Below are 14149 nucleotides of genomic sequence, written 5' to 3' on the forward strand. Positions count from 1 at the left end.
TCGCGAAAAAGGGGGGTGCGGCCGCCTGATCGGTCGAACCAAGGGCGGCATGAATACCAAACTGCACGCCATCTGCGACAGCCAAGGGTGGCCGCTCAACCTGTTCGTCACCGCCGGGCAGGTGAGCGATTATGTCGGCGCACGGGCGCTGCTCAGCACCTTGTCAAAAGTCGGTTGGCTGCTTGGGGATCGTGGCTATGACGCCGACTGGTTCCGAGAGGCATTGCAAGACAAAGGGATACGCGCCTGCATCCCCGGCCGAAAGCAGCGCAAGATCCCGGTCAAATACGACAAGCGCCGGTACAAGCGGCGAAGTCGCATCGAGATCATGTTCGGCAGGCTCAAGGACTGGAGACGCGTGGCTACCCGCTATGACAGCTGTCCGAAAGTCTTCCTCTCAGCCATCGCCCTCGCAGCAACCGTCATCTACTGGTTATGAATCCTGACCCTATGAAATCTATGGAGATCAGTCAGTTCCGACCGCAACACTGTTTGTATTTGCGGCCCGACCCGCTGGAGCACGGATCGTTTCGACCTGGTCGAGGAACAGCCTTGAACGGCATGCCGGAAAGGTTTTCAGGCTCAGGGCGGGAAAGTTCAGGACGTGACTGGTGCATTATTGTCGCTACGCAGTTCGGGATCAAATCGGGGGCTACAAGGTCGATCTGGTCAATTTCGTCGTCCGCGAACTTGCTTTGACCAGTGTAGATGTCTTGTAACGCCATCAAAAAGATCATCGTAGCCCGCGTCACTTCGTCGGCCTGATCGAGCAGGCGTTCCCAAGCTTCCGGCCGCAAGCCTATGGCGCGGGTGAAGCCATCGACCCAAGGCTCCCACATCGTCTCGTCGCTGTTGGGATCAACCTCGTAGATAGGCTCGATCCAAAACGAGCGGGACATCGCCTCGGCCACCGAATTGTAATGGGCCATGACAGCACCGATCGTTTCTTCTGCAGCCTTCCGGTCAGGAAAATGTGTTTCGCCGGTATCGCCCCAGACATGGGGCAGCCATTCCGAGGGCGGGATCATGTCACTACAAGAAAGAATGCCGGTCACGTAGCCATCAAGTTCGCTAAGCGACATAGGCATTTTTTCGACGGGCAGCGCATGCAGAAGCACGTTGAGGCGATCAAGCTCTTGATGTGATTGGCCCATGAGACTTCTCCCGGCGATGTCGGGAATTTTTTAGCTGCGAGACTGATAATTCGCAACTATCGCAATGTCGGATGCGGGCTGCGAACCGTTGACTGCACTCGCGGCACCCCATCGTCGCGGCAACGTCACCTGTGAGCTCGAATGCCAACCTCCCCTGGGCATTGAAGAGCGGTTCAGACCCACCATTGATCGATGGCTGCGATCTCCTCGTCAGTCCATCCGAAATGATGGGCGAACTCGTGAATAACAACATGCGCGATCAACTGGTTCAACTCGACATCACCGCGGTCGCGCCATTCCGCCAGGATCGGCTGGCGGAAGAGCCATACAACATCCGGAGGTGACGCCATGTCGAGAACCGATTTCTCGGTCATAGGTATGCCCTCGTAGAGCCCCGTCAGTTCATATGGATCTGCAAAACCAAGTTCGTCCAGCATGGCCGGCGCAGGCCATTCGGCAATGCGCAGAATGACGTTATCTGCAGCTGGCCTAAAGGCCCTCGGCAGAGAAGCTATAGTGGCGCGAGCGATCTTCTCGAAATGGTCAAGGTCGTGGTGCATGCGTTGTATATGGTTTCTCGGAGCGGTGTAGTGAACAGCCAAGCCGGAGGGAGGCAGTTCATACGCCTGGTGCGATCAGCAGCCTACGGCCCCAAATCGGACTGCTGGAGTGTCCCATCTGAATTGGCTCACCGTTATGTTTAGGAAACGGAGGACTGAGAATGGCGAACAAGCGACACAAGCCTGAGGAAATAGTTCAGAAGCTGCGGCAGGTTGATGTGCTTGTCGGCCAGAGGATGCAGTGCGTGGATGCGATCCGCGAAGTGCGCATCACTGAGCAGACTTACTACCGCTGGCGCAAGCAGTATGGCGGGATGGGAACCGACCAACTGAAAGAACTCAAGCGGCTTCAGAAGGAGAACGAACGGCTGCGAAAAGCCGTCTCGGACCTGACCTTGGGCAAGCTCATCCTGAAGGAGGCGGCCCGGGGAAACTTCTGAGCCCCGCCTGTCGGCGCGCCTGCATCGAGCTGATACGCAGCGAGATGAACGTTTCGGAACGCCGGATCTGCCGGGTGCTGGGGCAGCATCGATCAACACAAAGGTATCAACCGCGAGGCTGGGAAGATGAAGACCGGCTCGTGGCGGACATGATTGAACTGGCCAGGCAATACGGCAGCTATGGCTACCGCCGGGTCGCAGTGCTGCTTAGGGACGCTGGATGGCAGATCGGCGACGGCCGTGTCGAACGTCTGTGGCGGCGATGGCAAGGCCGCCGAAATGAACCGCCCCTTGTCTGCGGGACCAGTTCTGAAGGAAAGATCGATGTCCTCTGCTGCAAAGTCCGATTTTGAATCATCGGCATGCAATTCCAGTTCGATATCCGGGTATGGTTTGCTGCGAAATACCAAGTTCTGCCGCAAGCTCTGTCAGAGTTGCGCTCTCTACATCCATCCGCCTTGCAGACTGGCGTGCCTGTTCTGTCGTTATCATCCTTCGCCGCCCAAGGTGCTTCCCGCGCTTTTGCGCTGCTGCCATGACCTGTCGGAAGATCCTGTGTTCGCGGAAGTCTTCCAGGCAACGTTCCAGGCAGGAGTTTTGAAGTTTGACTTGAGGGCCACCCGCCAACTTTGACGTACTTTGCTAACACGCTGCCGACAGAGCGTCTTGTCGGATACTTTTCAGTGCCGGTCTTTCGTTTGGCCGAAATTTGTCTTAGGTGCGTGAACTGCCAAGTTGTTTCTTTTGGAAGTACGAATTGCCTACAACCCGGAACAAAACTGCCGCCGCGGAGATCTTGCAGGGTTCAAGTTTCTCGAAGAACTGTATGAGCTGCGCGCGCCTGAGCGACCGATTGAACGCAACGGTTCCATCCGCTGTGACCCCGTGTACCTGAAAGATGTTCTTGGCCAGATCTAGCCCGACTGTTGCAACCTGCATTGGATGGCTCCTTTCCTAGCAGTCGATAACAACTGCACTATGGCGCATTGCGACGCCGGTGGAGCAGGAGCCATCCACCCCATCCCCTCTAACGGGCCGCACCGCAGCGCCCGGTTACTGTGGCTGGTGACTGCTCTGGGCCGAACATATCGTGGTTTAGATTGGGTTCCTCACCACACTTCACTTGGCTGATCAGGCGACCTGCAGGATCGAATAGTCAGGCGTTCCTTCCCAGGCCAGATCCCAAGAGGCTCCCGGACGGACGTTCTGGATGGCCTGCGGATCAAAGCATACCAGGCAGTTGCCTTCAGGTGACCGGACCGACGGGTAGATCAGCCCTCGGGAACCTGAGCGCCGCAAGCTATCCGCCAGGCTCTGACCTTCAGGATAGCCAATAGCTGGATCCGGGTGGAGCACTGCGTGTTCCGGCTCATCGCTAATGTCATCGAAGGTGCCGATGAAATCAGCGTGCATTTCAACATAGCGTGCCGTGTCATGAAAATCCCCAACATACTCGAGCTCGCGAGTACGGTGAAAGGCGACCTCTGCGACGGACACCATGACATCCCACGCACAATACCAGGCTCCGCGATCTTCTCCGTTGAAACGGTTTCCCCCTGCTCTCGTATATGTAAATGCCGCGTTCACATGGGTGTTCCCATAAACGCGCAAATCTGCCTTCCGGCGGTGCCAGGCGAGCTCCCGCGGATCGAGATGCAGACTCTTGCCGCGCTCCGCAACCAAGCGCGCGCTTGTGAGGCCTTCGATCTCCGCAAGAATTTCTGCCTCCTCGTCGGAATCGACCAAACCCCGGAGCGTCGGCGCCTTATGATAGGTGGCTGGAAGGAGCCGGATCAGACCACGGTCTGAAATCTCCGTCTGCTTCATGCCCCGCCCCGAAGCGCATCCAGGTATGTCCGGATATTCAGGATTTGCGGGAGACCACCCTCAATCGCAGTCTCAACCGGTCGCGCGCCACTGAAAAGGGGGCCAGTGTTCGGCCGGGTCATCCATGCTCTGGCAAGCGGTTCGGAGAAGTAGAGTTCCAATGACTTGTAGATCCCTATGATCGCGGAAAGGCGGAGAAGCTGATCCTTCGTTAACTCGCCGGTGAAACCAGGTTTTTTAGCGCGCTTCCATGTACTCTCCGACATGTCAGCCAGCCCAGCGGCCTCTTTCAAAGTCAAACTCCAGGTATCCGCTGCACGGGCATAAGCCTTCAGCGCAACTGCATTGATTTCTGCTGGTTCACGGGTTCTAGCAGTGATTTGCATGATCTTACTCCTGGATTCACAATTAGGTCATATGAGCCAAAAGTAAAGATCAGATGACCTTTTCAGGCTGATCTTTTGAACACCAGCAGCCCATCAGACAATCCTTCCGACAACTGGAACAGGCTAAAGACTAGTAGCGCACTTCCTCATAGCCGGGAATGCCATCAATGTCCTCCCAGGAGACCCCTACGGCCCGGAACCTCAGAGCTCGGCATTCTCTACCAGGCCACATCTGATAAATTGCAGACTGGGGAGGCGCATTCCATGAAGCGGTCACAGTATACTGTGGCCCGCCCCCCTCATTATCGCCAGTTGGAACGCGCCGGGCCGTTGCTTCCAATTAGCCAATATGTTGCGCGGCGGCTGAACGCCGCCGACGCACTTTCCTTTTCAGGAAGTGTATGGTTTCGATGGGTGGCGCACCCAGGGCTTAGGATCTTCAGATCTCAAGGTCCTCTATGGATTGCCAGCTTTCAATGCTTCGTGAACCCAAGCCGGTTTGCGCCCGCGGCCGCTCCATGTCTGGGATGCGTCTTCTGGGTTGGCGTATTTGGCTGGTGCCTTTGTGCTGGACTTGCGGCCCTTGCCGCCATGAAGTGCAATCACCTCTTCGAAGGACACACCGTGTTTGTCTGCGATGGCCAGCATTTCGGAATAGGCGTTTTGCTTTGCCACTTTCTCCACTTCTACTTTGCGGGATTCGATTTCTTTAGCCAGTGCATCCAGTTCAGCCGCACTCAGGCCGTTTATATCTATTGACATGTTTCACCTGTGTTTTTGATTGCACCTGGTCAAAGCAGATATCGTCGTTAGTAGCAAGTGTGTGCACTCTTAACTTAGCAGGAATGCAAGCAGCGCTAACCGTTACGCTCAGCTATTGAATTGTACCTCGAAGCCTTTAATTGCGAGCAAGGGCTAATCGAAATCAGGAGCGTCTCCGGTAAGAATTTCCTGCTAGCATAGTTCTTGCGTAGCGAGGCGGTGCGGTTTGACTTGGCATAAATCTCTGCGAACCCGGGTTTGCATTCTGATAATTGGTCTAGCTTCCTTGAAATAGACCAGCTTGTGATGTGCAATCTGGTCCAGGGGACCAAGTCCGCGGAGCGCCCGGGACCTGGCCTCATGGCCGATCAGTTGAGCCATATAGTATTGGCGTGACATTCTGTCAGCGAGTGGCTTGGCGGTATCCTGATAGCGGGGCAAATGCAGGATCGTCGCTTCTTTCCCAAATTTGCGCTCCACAGCTCGAACCTCCACTTCGTCCTCGTCAGTGTCCATCAGATCCGGAAAGGTCTGGTGCGGCCATGGGGAATTCCGCGCATAGAGGCTGATTGAGCGTCGGGAAAGTGGTTCCTTTGCCCAAACTGTGAATGCCAAATCCCATGGCGGCCGAACCTCCGCAAAAAAATACGGTACGCATTGCCATGCGCAAATCCTTTGACAGGGGACATGGAGGGGGCTTTGCCCCCGCGCGCCCGCAACCGGAAACCGACGGGACCGTGTCCTCGGCTGCGCCTGCGGGCCGCACCACTCCCATCGGTTTCCAGTTGCAGTTGCTACCCCCCACGCTTCGCCAGCGGGTCAGGTTTTAGAGACGAAGCCCTTGCAGGGCTCTGCTCAAAACCAGAGCCAAAGGGGACCTCCCGATGGCCATGACACAAAGGAGACGTTGGGTATGAACCTGTTTACGAAAAGCCAATTAGAGAAACTGCTGCAGAACGGGGCAATTGCGGCACGGGAGAGGGCAGGGGAGATTGCTGAGGACATGTCGCGGCAGCCAGTGGTGAAGCTATTCACACCCTGGGGCGCCGCAACCTGGCTTATCAGCGAAATTGATCCTGAAGACAAAAATATCGCTTTCGGTCTATGTGATCTGGGTATGGGCTGCCCTGAGCTGGGCAGCGTGTACATCCCGGAACTGGTGGCAGTCCGCGGTCCCTTTGGCTTGAGGATCGAACGCGACCTTTACTGGGCATCGTCGAAGCCGCTTGTGGATTACGCACAGGAGGCGCGTCATCACGGTGCCATCCAGGCGTAAGCTGAACCTTGTCTTGCATGGGGTAAGGGCCTGTCCTAACCGTGCTGCTAATACCCTATGAACTTTTGGGCGGCTGACTGGCCGAGGTCAGTCAGCACGCCTGCAACAATGAATTTGAGCAAAACTAGCAGCGCTAGGAGGCCCCGATTTTGGTCCGGTGCGCGCACATTCTGTTGAGGATTAAGGCCAATGTCTGAACTTGTGAATTCTTTGCGCCAAACCTGGCGCTCCGCCCAGCTGTATATTGGTTTCCACCGGGACCAGAAAGGCGCGCGGCGCGCAGCCCCGAAGGTGTGGCCGCCGAAGAATGCCAGTGCAAGTATTCACAATGATCCAAGCGAACAGGAAGCCTTTGTTGTGGTCAGAAGCGCAGCAGGGGACACGGACCAGGACGTGCAAATCAAGCTGCGCCAGGACAAGATTGTCCTGCGCCGCGATTTCCCGGATGCCTGGAACGGGGTTCTTGTGACGGAAGATTCAGTAACAGTAGCGGTGGCGGGCATTTCGATCCGGATCAGCCATGATGGTTCCATCACCCGCGAAAGCGGTAGCGAGACCACCTGGGTGGATGCAGATGGATCTGTGCTGAAGAAGACAGAGTTCGTGGAAGCCAGCATCTCCGCCGACGGAGTAGACCTGGCGCGCCGCACCTCCGATAGCATCGCAGCAGTTGGCAAAGATGGCATCATCGCCAAAGCGCGGTAGGGCGGGGAGTATCCCCGCTGCTTTGATATCTTCGCCAAAATGCGGGCACCTGGAAACAGCAGTTCCCAGTTCCAGAGCCTCAAACAAGAGGAACGCAGGCAGCAGCAGTCCCGGCCGGATTTGTTAACCGGAAGCCTGTTACAGTCAGAGCCGCCCCGGCATGTGTTAAGGGCATCCCGAGATTTGGAGGGGCATTTGACTGTACATGGCGCACTCTTTTTTTGACCGAATCCTGGGCCTCGATCTTCGGAGTCTGGTCATGACGTGCTCCCCTGAAAAGTCCGCGATTTGAAGTTAGCCTGTTCTCCAAGCGAGGAGACAGACGATGCGGAAAAGCCGTTTCAGCGAAGAGCAGATCATTGGCATCCTGAAAGAGCACCAAGCCGGAATGGGGGCGAAGGAACTGTGCCGGAAGCACGGCATCAGCGATGGCACTTTCTACAAATGGCGTTCGAAGTATGGCGGCATGGAAGTGTCCGAGGCCAAGAGGCTGAAGGCTCTGGAGGTCGAGAACACCAAGCTCAAGAAGATGTTGGCCGAGCACATGCTTGATGTGGCAACGCTGAAAGAGATGCTGGGAAAAAACTTTTGAAGCCCGGTGCAAGGCGGAGAGCCGTGGACTGGGCCATGACAGAGAAGAACTACAACCAGCGGCGGGCCTGTGCTCTGGCCGGGATAGATCCGCGCGTCTATCGGCGTGGATCAACCAGGCCTGCGGACGCCGAGTTGCGAGAGAGGCTGAAGGAGCTGTCCAGCGAACGGCGGCGCTTCGGCTATCGTCGGCTGCACCTGCTGCTCGGTCGCGAGGGCTGGAAGGTGAACTGGAAGAAGCTCTACCGGATCTACCGCGAAGAGGGGCTGAGCGTGCGCAAGCGCGGCGGGCGAAAACGCGCCATTGGGACGCGTGCGCCCATGGCGATCCCGCAAGGGCCGAACCAGAGATGGTCGCTGGACTTCGTCTCGGACAGCTTGTCCGATGGCCGCCGTTTCCGGGTGCTCTGCGTCATTGACGACTTCAGCCGGGAATGCCTGGCCGCGGTCGTGGACACCTCACTCTCCGGCCAGCGGGTTGCCCGTGAGCTCGATAATATCGCCCGAACGCGTGGCTATCCCTGCATGGTGGTCAGCGATAATGGGACCGAACTGACGTCGAATGCCATTCTGAAATGGCAGGAAGACCGGAAGGTCGAGTGGCACTACATCGCGCCAGGCAAGCCCATGCAGAACGGCTTTGTCGAAAGCTTCAACGGCCGCCTCCGGGACGAGTGCCTAAACGAGCACTTGTTCGCCAACCTGCGCCACGCCCGAGAGCTGATCGCAGCCTGGCGTGACGATTACAATCACCATCGCCCACATACGAGCCTCGACGGGCTCACCCCGTGGGAGTATCACCAACGGTCAGTAGAGGACCAAACCCTGAACAGGGCGAACTAATAACCGCGGACTCTGCGGGGAGCACGTCAGTCAGGGCTTTTCGCGGCCGTGTATTTCCTCTTTTTGTGCGGCGTAAGATCGGGCGGGTTTTTCCGAAGCCTTGACCAGTTCTCAGTCTGGCGACGCGGCTAACAAGTTCAGATACTGCCACTCAAATTATTCATCAACAGGGCGGCCAAGGCACTTAACCGACCGCCTGCATGTCGCATTCAGCGCCATCTTTCAGAAGCTCGGAAAGCTGCCTTTTGCGTTATGAAGGCTTCCCATTTGCCTGTCTCAAGCCCGCACAAAACTGGAAGAGTTGAACCCCGCTCCTGTAATGCCAGTGCGATAATCAAGGGTGTTTTGGTGATGATCCGGATCATTGCCCCAGCCGTGTCCAGCCTGCATTCATTGGTTTTGCTTGGGCCACCGGAGAAGCTGCAGTGATCCACGCTGTTCCGGAGCCAAAGATCCTTTCCATCTGTTCGACGTAGAAAACCCGCGTGATGGTTGCGCGGTTTCCGGCATACCCATGATAGGCGGACTTGCCGGACGCCAGCGGAAGGCCAGCCCAGATGCGCGCCAGGTTGTCCATGAAAGCAGAGCGTGAAATCCTGCCAGACGCAAACTTCTGATACCCGGCGTCAGAGATCAGGAGAGCTGCCATCCGGTTCTGTGTCGCGCGGGTGAAGCGGGCTCCGTCAGGCAAGCCGAGACGCTTCTGCAGATTAAGCAAGGTTGAAGGTATGATCTGGAAGTTTCCGATGGCATGGGGTTGGCCCGGCGTGCGGTCGATCCAGGTGTAGATTTCCGCAAGGGTCATCTGCGAGGGTTTCTTGCCTGGTCTCACCTTGGCGCCGAGGTGGATTGCGTCATAGCGGCCGCTGGGAGCTTCAGCAAAGGCGATGAGGGCAAACAGCTTTTCGACACTGGAGCCGGAAGGCAACCGGAAGGAGGCCGGGGCAGGGGGCTGCTTTCCTGGCCGCGAGCGCTCAAATGCATTGAGGGCAACCCACTCGCTTTCCCGCGTAGCGAAGTCCCAGCCGTCTTTCGGGGAGGCCGGAGCTGAGGCGAGGTTTTCCCGGATCTCGGCGGTCTCTTTCAGGCTGAAGCTGCTTGAGCTGGACCAGTCGCCCGCGGGTGCCGCCACAGGAGCCAGGATCGCGATCAGAAAGACCGGAAGAGCAGTCCTCGCCTTCCGGCCCCGGCGGGAAATTGAGGCGCTAAGCGCCGCTCCACAGGCGGGCTTTTGGCTCAGCCCTCTCGAAGGGATCGGGCCAGCAACGCCCAATTCGGCCCCTTGGGCCTCATGGAAGGTCCACACATAACGCAGCAAAGCTGCAATCAGCGCAAGACGCTGATTTGATTGCCAAAATTGGCATTTCGGCAATCGGGCACTGCTAGACCCTTGTGGAGCCTTATTTTTAAGGGCCGGAAGGGCCATGCCACGGGTGATGGCACGGCCGTGCCACACCGTGCCACGCGAATGGCACAGGATGGCACAGAATGGCAGGGCGCTTTCCGGTTGTTTCAGAGAGGTGCTCATCGCTCGATCTCCGCTTCTGTTTCCAGCTCCTGCTCCTGGCCGCCGCGCTCCAAGTCCCGCAGGATCGCCGTTTGAACAGAGGCCTCGCTTTCCCGCAACCTCTCCAGCTCGGCATCCCCGAGCAACCGGGATTTCGCTTGGGATTCTTCCACGGCCGAATTCGCCAGTGCGAGGATCGTTTGATGCTCCTCGTTGCTCTCGCTCATCAGCGAGGCGATCAGCACGCGGGTCATTTTCATCTCCAGGGTGGCGGCATGGGTGAGGCTCTGTAGGGCCTCCGTCTGGCGCGCAGCGGTCGCCTCCAGAGCGGCGAGCCGCGCCGCCGAAGGGGCGTCGCCACCAGCATTGGCCTGCGCGTTCTCGAGCTGCTCCAACAGGCCGGTAATTGCGTCGTCCAGCGCCTTGGGACGGTTTCCGTCCTGGCCATCAATCAGCTGCCGGGCCACCGGTCCGAGGACAATCCTGACGTTCTGCGATGCCTCACTCATCGTTCAATCTCCTTCTGGCGTTGCAGGATCACTTCGGCCTGCCTTTCAAATTCCTTCATCTTCTCATCGAAGAGGCCGGGCAGGGTGGGGGTTTGCGCGTCTTTCTCCCTGGCCTCTTTCTCCTTCGCCGCCGCTGGTTTTTCCTGAGGCTGTTCCCTGATCTTGTCCTCCTCGGGCTGCCGCTCACGGGCACCAGCGAGACGCCCATCCATCCAGGTATCAAGCGCGGTCTGGCGGAGGCCGGTTTCCCGCTCGATGGTCCTGGAAAGGCGCTCGGGATCCTCGGTCAGCAGTATTGCCTCATCGCGCGCCCGGCTGATCTCCACGTAAAAACTCTTCCGCGTCGCCAGCCGTTCGGTGGAGCGCATGGCCACGATCACCCGGTCCACGGACTCGCCCTGCACGGCGTGCGCGGTGGCGACGTAGTCATGCTCCAGCCCGCGGGCGGCGAGGCTGCTGCCTGGTATGGTGATGCGGGTGCCGTCCGGTGTTTCGGCTTCAATGACGCCGCCAGTGGTTGATTTGATTTCAGCCCGGAGACCGTTCTTGATGCCGCTTTCCGGGTCTGTGATCCGGAACCGCACCTGGTCCCCCGAAGCCACGCTGCGCTCTTCGCGCTCGTAGGCCACAAGCGCCTTTCCAAGCTCCCGCTGATTGAACCTGGCATCAAGGGGAAGGGTGGTCCGGGCACCGGTTTCCTCATGCTCAACGGTCAGCTTATTGCCCCGGTGATCGGCCTCGCGGACCACATAGAGGTTGTTCTTCCGGAGGCCGTATTCCTTGCTGGTGGCCACGGAAATGATCACGTCGCCGCGGGCATAGCTACGGGCGTCGGCCAGTTCTGTTTCGGTCAGCTGGCGGTTCAGAAGTCCACTCACCTTTGCCTCTTCCCCTGCCAGCCTGCCCTCCTGCCGCAGGCCAGTGCGTACCGCCTCGTTGATCTCAGAGCGGGCCGCGTTGGTGAGGGTGAGGATCCGGGTGCCCTCGCGTTCGGCCGGGGCCAGGGCAAGGTACCGGACGGCTGCGTCCTGGCGCGGATCATCGACCTTGAGCACGTTGTCCTCCAGCCGGTTGAAGGCGGAGGTGACCTCGCCGCGGATCGCGTGATAGACGGCTGCCTTCAGATCCTCGTCGCGCTGACGGCGGATCTCATCCATCACCGCGGTGCGCATCCCGGCTTTTTGCATCTGGGCAAAGGGCTGACCAGCCGCGACCGCGTCGAGCTGCCGGGTGTCGCCCACGAAGACGACGCGGGGGGCGCCGGTGCGCTCTGCGTAATCCATGAAGCTGCGCATGTCCTGGGCCGACACCATTGAGGCTTCATCGACCACAAGGATAGTCCTGCTGTTATCCGCCTCCTGCGGGTGGTGGCGTTCTGCAGTAGTGACCTTGGCGAGTGTTTCCGCGCTGCCGAGAACGCTGACCAGCTCCTGCACCGCCTGGTGGCTCGGGGCCATGCCCTTCACCTCATAGCCGTTTTGGGCGGCGTAATGGGCCATGCGTTCCAGCATGAAGGTTTTGCCGGTACCCGCGAAGCCCTGCACCCCCACATAGCGGCCTTCGCCGGTCAAAGACGTTTGTATTGCCGCACGCTGCCCGGCGGTGAGACTGGCCGCAGCGGCGAGTTTCGTCAGCAGGGTGCTCTCACCGCTGCGCCCGCTATACCCGTTCAGCTCCAAACCGCCGGCTTTCTCTGCCTGCCGCCATGTGGCCAGGATGGAGCGTTCCAGATCCACCGAAGCCTTGTCGGTCAGGATCTGCCCGTCCCCGCCGCTTTCGAAGAGCCGTCCAGCCTTGATCTGGCGGTTGATTTCCGTGTCCACCGCCTTGAAGTCCGAGCCGAAGGCAAAGCGCATGGCGGCCACAGTGAGGTCGGCCCGGCTGTAAGCGGATTCCCGTTCGCTGATGTGCTCGACGGCGCGGTTTACAGCCTGCCGGGGGTCAATCTCCACGCGGGCCACGGCTGCAGCACTCGACAGCATGGCCTTGGCCTTTTCAAACATGCCGGCCGGCTGGCCGGGCTCCGCAACGAGGGCGATCGGGCGCTGCTGATCAAGCGGCACCACAGGTTGCGGCGCAGCGTGCCCCATCCGGCCGAGGTCCAGCTGGTCCCGGCTGAGCCCGGCAGCCAGCGCATCTACGTGCCAGGTTTCCCGCAATGCATCCCGGTCGATTTCCTTGTGTTTGGCTGCACGGGTGGCGAGTGCTGCCTTGCTGGCGTTATCGGCCGTATATTCGACACCTTTCTGCTCAAGTGCCTGCAATATTTCCTGGCGCCGCTTGGAGAAAGCTTCGGTCACTTCCTGCGGAATTCCGGAAATATTCACTTCGCCGTATTTTCCGCGCTCCGTGGCAATACCAAGATCCGCCATCCGGTTCTCGAAATCGGAGCGGTAGACCTCTGTAATGATCTTTCGGTTTTTGTAGACGGCGTCATTCCGGAGTGCCGAAAATCCGCCGTTTTCGTTTTTCACCATATTGGCAATGACGGCATGGCTGTGCAAATTCGGATCCAGCGCACGGGACGTATCGTGCCGGTAAATTCCGGCAATAATGCCTTCCCCGTTTTTCGTGACGATTTCTCCATCCTGCTGGAAGCGCGTTTTAATGAACCGCTCTTCCACCACAGCCATAGCCGCGCGCACCGCGGCGTCATGGGCGTCTATGATGCGCGTGTCACCGATCACCAGGGCTGCCACTGAAGCTGACTTGGACGCGGAAAAGGTGAGGTCGAGCCCGGGACGGTGCTGCCGTTCGCCGTCCACATAGCGGCCCATCAGCTTTCCGTCTGGAGCCAGGCCTTCGAGCAACTGCGCGAACTGTTTGTCATCGGCATAGCCGGTCAGGCCGTTTTCTTCTGCAGTCTTGCCGAACCAGGCGGCTGCCTTTTCGCCTTCCTCGGTCCCCGCTTTGTAATAGCCTTCCTGTTTGTAATAGCCGCTGGCCGCTGCCCCGGCCGAGACGGTGGAAATCGACATCATGTCACTTCACTCCCCGGATGGCGGTCTCAACTGCAAGCAAGGCGCGGGCGGCGGACGTTTTGGCGGGTGCCTCTTTCAGCTCCACAGGGTGCTGCGGGGTCTTCCGGTCCGGCTGGGCATGGCCGTTGACCGGATGCGTCCGCCGGACACGGGGCAGGGCAGGCCCTCCGGCGGCTTTCGCATCGCCCGCGGGTCTAGATTGGCCCGGGCTTTCCGTTGCCAGTGCAGCCGCCGGTTCCGGGTGTGCCGGCGCGGTGCCGGGGTAGGGGAGCGCGGCGGTTTCACGGGCCTTGGCGGCCCCGTTGCTGACAAAGCCTGCATAGGGATCCGGCGGGCCGATCTCTTTCACATCGCGGCCGCGCACCCGGGCTGTGGCAAAGTGCTGCCAGTACCAATCCCGTTCCGAGATGCTGGCGGGATCTTCGATCAGAGCCGCACCTTCAGGGCGCACGCGGTCCAGGAAGCGGAAAAACTCAGCCTTCTGATCTATTGCCTTCAGGGCTGCGAAACCCTCTTCCGCGGGTCCGCCCTCCTGGATCTCCACATTCAACGCGGCAACCTGCATTCCGCCCGCATCAAAGCCGTTGCCTTTGTAGGGGACGAACTTC

The 14149-nt window shown here is 58.9% G+C and carries 12 protein-coding genes and 3 pseudogenes; 5 read left to right on the forward strand and 10 right to left on the reverse strand.

Features of this window, described 5'->3' with window-relative positions:
* The coding region (locus tag AC58NV_RS23070) for an IS5 family transposase (RefSeq protein WP_497229250.1) at nucleotides 1-439 on the forward strand (439 nt) is incomplete at its 5' end.
* Between the two features lie 31 nt (nucleotides 440-470).
* Here AC58NV_RS23070 and AC58NV_RS23075 read toward each other — a convergent pair.
* On the reverse strand, nucleotides 471-1154 hold the full coding sequence (locus tag AC58NV_RS23075; protein WP_497229251.1) for a UPF0149 family protein: 684 nt from the start codon (nucleotides 1152-1154) through the stop codon (nucleotides 471-473).
* 173 nt (nucleotides 1155-1327) lie between these two features.
* On the reverse strand, nucleotides 1328-1714 hold the full coding sequence (locus tag AC58NV_RS23080; RefSeq protein WP_497229252.1) for a metallopeptidase family protein: 387 nt from the start codon (nucleotides 1712-1714) through the stop codon (nucleotides 1328-1330).
* 161 nt (nucleotides 1715-1875) lie between these two features.
* Here AC58NV_RS23080 and AC58NV_RS23085 point away from each other — a divergent pair.
* Nucleotides 1876-2417: pseudogene (locus AC58NV_RS23085) on the forward strand (transposase); the annotation flags it as partial.
* Between the two features lie 538 nt (nucleotides 2418-2955).
* Here AC58NV_RS23085 and AC58NV_RS23090 read toward each other — a convergent pair.
* From AC58NV_RS23090 to AC58NV_RS23105, 4 genes and pseudogenes are all read right to left on the reverse strand, one after another.
* Nucleotides 2956-3093: pseudogene (locus AC58NV_RS23090) on the reverse strand (IS110 family transposase); the annotation flags it as partial.
* 192 nt (nucleotides 3094-3285) lie between these two features.
* Nucleotides 3286-3981, reverse strand: coding sequence for an RES family NAD+ phosphorylase (locus AC58NV_RS23095; RefSeq protein WP_497229253.1), 696 nt, complete (start codon nucleotides 3979-3981; stop codon nucleotides 3286-3288).
* A complete protein-coding gene (locus AC58NV_RS23100; protein ID WP_497229254.1) occupies nucleotides 3978-4367 on the reverse strand; it encodes an antitoxin Xre-like helix-turn-helix domain-containing protein in 390 nt (129 codons plus the stop codon). The genes AC58NV_RS23095 and AC58NV_RS23100 overlap by 4 nt, the downstream gene beginning before the upstream one ends.
* 456 nt (nucleotides 4368-4823) lie before the next feature.
* The gene (locus AC58NV_RS23105; RefSeq protein ID WP_497229255.1) at nucleotides 4824-5129 is read right to left on the reverse strand and encodes an H-NS histone family protein; all 306 of its coding nucleotides are present in this window, start codon (nucleotides 5127-5129) and stop codon (nucleotides 4824-4826) included.
* A 913-nt stretch (nucleotides 5130-6042) separates the two neighbouring features.
* Here AC58NV_RS23105 and AC58NV_RS23110 point away from each other — a divergent pair.
* The 3 genes from AC58NV_RS23110 (at nucleotide 6043) to AC58NV_RS23120 (ending at nucleotide 8544) form a co-directional block, all read left to right on the forward strand.
* Complete coding sequence (locus AC58NV_RS23110) at nucleotides 6043-6405, forward strand: DUF2958 domain-containing protein (protein WP_497229256.1); 363 nt, start codon at nucleotides 6043-6045, stop codon at nucleotides 6403-6405.
* 189 nt (nucleotides 6406-6594) lie between these two features.
* On the forward strand, nucleotides 6595-7110 hold the full coding sequence (locus AC58NV_RS23115; protein WP_497229257.1) for a hypothetical protein: 516 nt from the start codon (nucleotides 6595-6597) through the stop codon (nucleotides 7108-7110).
* Between the two features lie 325 nt (nucleotides 7111-7435).
* Nucleotides 7436-8544 (forward strand): IS3 family transposase gene (locus tag AC58NV_RS23120; protein WP_497229258.1). Its coding sequence is split into 2 segments (ribosomal slippage): nucleotides 7436-7685 and nucleotides 7685-8544, totalling 1110 coding nucleotides; the frame shifts between segments, so codons are not numbered across the junction.
* A 361-nt stretch (nucleotides 8545-8905) separates the two neighbouring features.
* On the opposite strand, the gene AC58NV_RS23125 is transcribed toward AC58NV_RS23120, so the two are convergent.
* The 4 genes and pseudogenes from AC58NV_RS23125 to AC58NV_RS23140 form a co-directional block, all read right to left on the reverse strand.
* Nucleotides 8906-10072, reverse strand: coding sequence for a lysozyme family protein (locus AC58NV_RS23125; RefSeq protein ID WP_497229259.1), 1167 nt, complete (start codon nucleotides 10070-10072; stop codon nucleotides 8906-8908).
* A complete protein-coding gene (locus AC58NV_RS23130; protein ID WP_497229260.1) occupies nucleotides 10069-10560 on the reverse strand; it encodes a hypothetical protein in 492 nt (163 codons plus the stop codon). The genes AC58NV_RS23125 and AC58NV_RS23130 overlap by 4 nt, the downstream gene beginning before the upstream one ends.
* Complete coding sequence (gene mobF / locus AC58NV_RS23135) at nucleotides 10557-13541, reverse strand: MobF family relaxase (RefSeq protein WP_497229261.1); 2985 nt, start codon at nucleotides 13539-13541, stop codon at nucleotides 10557-10559. The genes AC58NV_RS23130 and mobF overlap by 4 nt, the downstream gene beginning before the upstream one ends.
* A 1-nt stretch (nucleotide 13542) precedes the next feature.
* Nucleotides 13543-14149, reverse strand: a pseudogene (locus AC58NV_RS23140) (type IV secretion system DNA-binding domain-containing protein); the annotation flags it as partial.

The sequence above is a fragment of the Leisingera sp. ANG49 genome (assembly GCF_059694505.1).

Excerpts from the sequence above, each read along its gene's own strand:
- AC58NV_RS23075 (WP_497229251.1), bottom strand. The coding sequence starts at position 1,154 with ATGGGCCAATCACATCAAGAGCTTGATCGCCTCAACGTGCTTCTGCAT.
- AC58NV_RS23080 (WP_497229252.1), bottom strand. The coding sequence starts at position 1,714 with ATGCACCACGACCTTGACCATTTCGAGAAGATCGCTCGCGCCACTATA.
- AC58NV_RS23095 (WP_497229253.1), bottom strand. The coding sequence starts at position 3,981 with ATGAAGCAGACGGAGATTTCAGACCGTGGTCTGATCCGGCTCCTTCCA.
- AC58NV_RS23100 (WP_497229254.1), bottom strand. The coding sequence starts at position 4,367 with ATGCAAATCACTGCTAGAACCCGTGAACCAGCAGAAATCAATGCAGTT.
- AC58NV_RS23105 (WP_497229255.1), bottom strand. The coding sequence starts at position 5,129 with ATGTCAATAGATATAAACGGCCTGAGTGCGGCTGAACTGGATGCACTG.
- AC58NV_RS23110 (WP_497229256.1), top strand. The coding sequence starts at position 6,043 with ATGAACCTGTTTACGAAAAGCCAATTAGAGAAACTGCTGCAGAACGGG.
- AC58NV_RS23115 (WP_497229257.1), top strand. The coding sequence starts at position 6,595 with ATGTCTGAACTTGTGAATTCTTTGCGCCAAACCTGGCGCTCCGCCCAG.
- AC58NV_RS23125 (WP_497229259.1), bottom strand. The coding sequence starts at position 10,072 with ATGAGCACCTCTCTGAAACAACCGGAAAGCGCCCTGCCATTCTGTGCC.
- AC58NV_RS23130 (WP_497229260.1), bottom strand. The coding sequence starts at position 10,560 with ATGAGTGAGGCATCGCAGAACGTCAGGATTGTCCTCGGACCGGTGGCC.
- mobF (WP_497229261.1), bottom strand. The coding sequence starts at position 13,541 with ATGATGTCGATTTCCACCGTCTCGGCCGGGGCAGCGGCCAGCGGCTAT.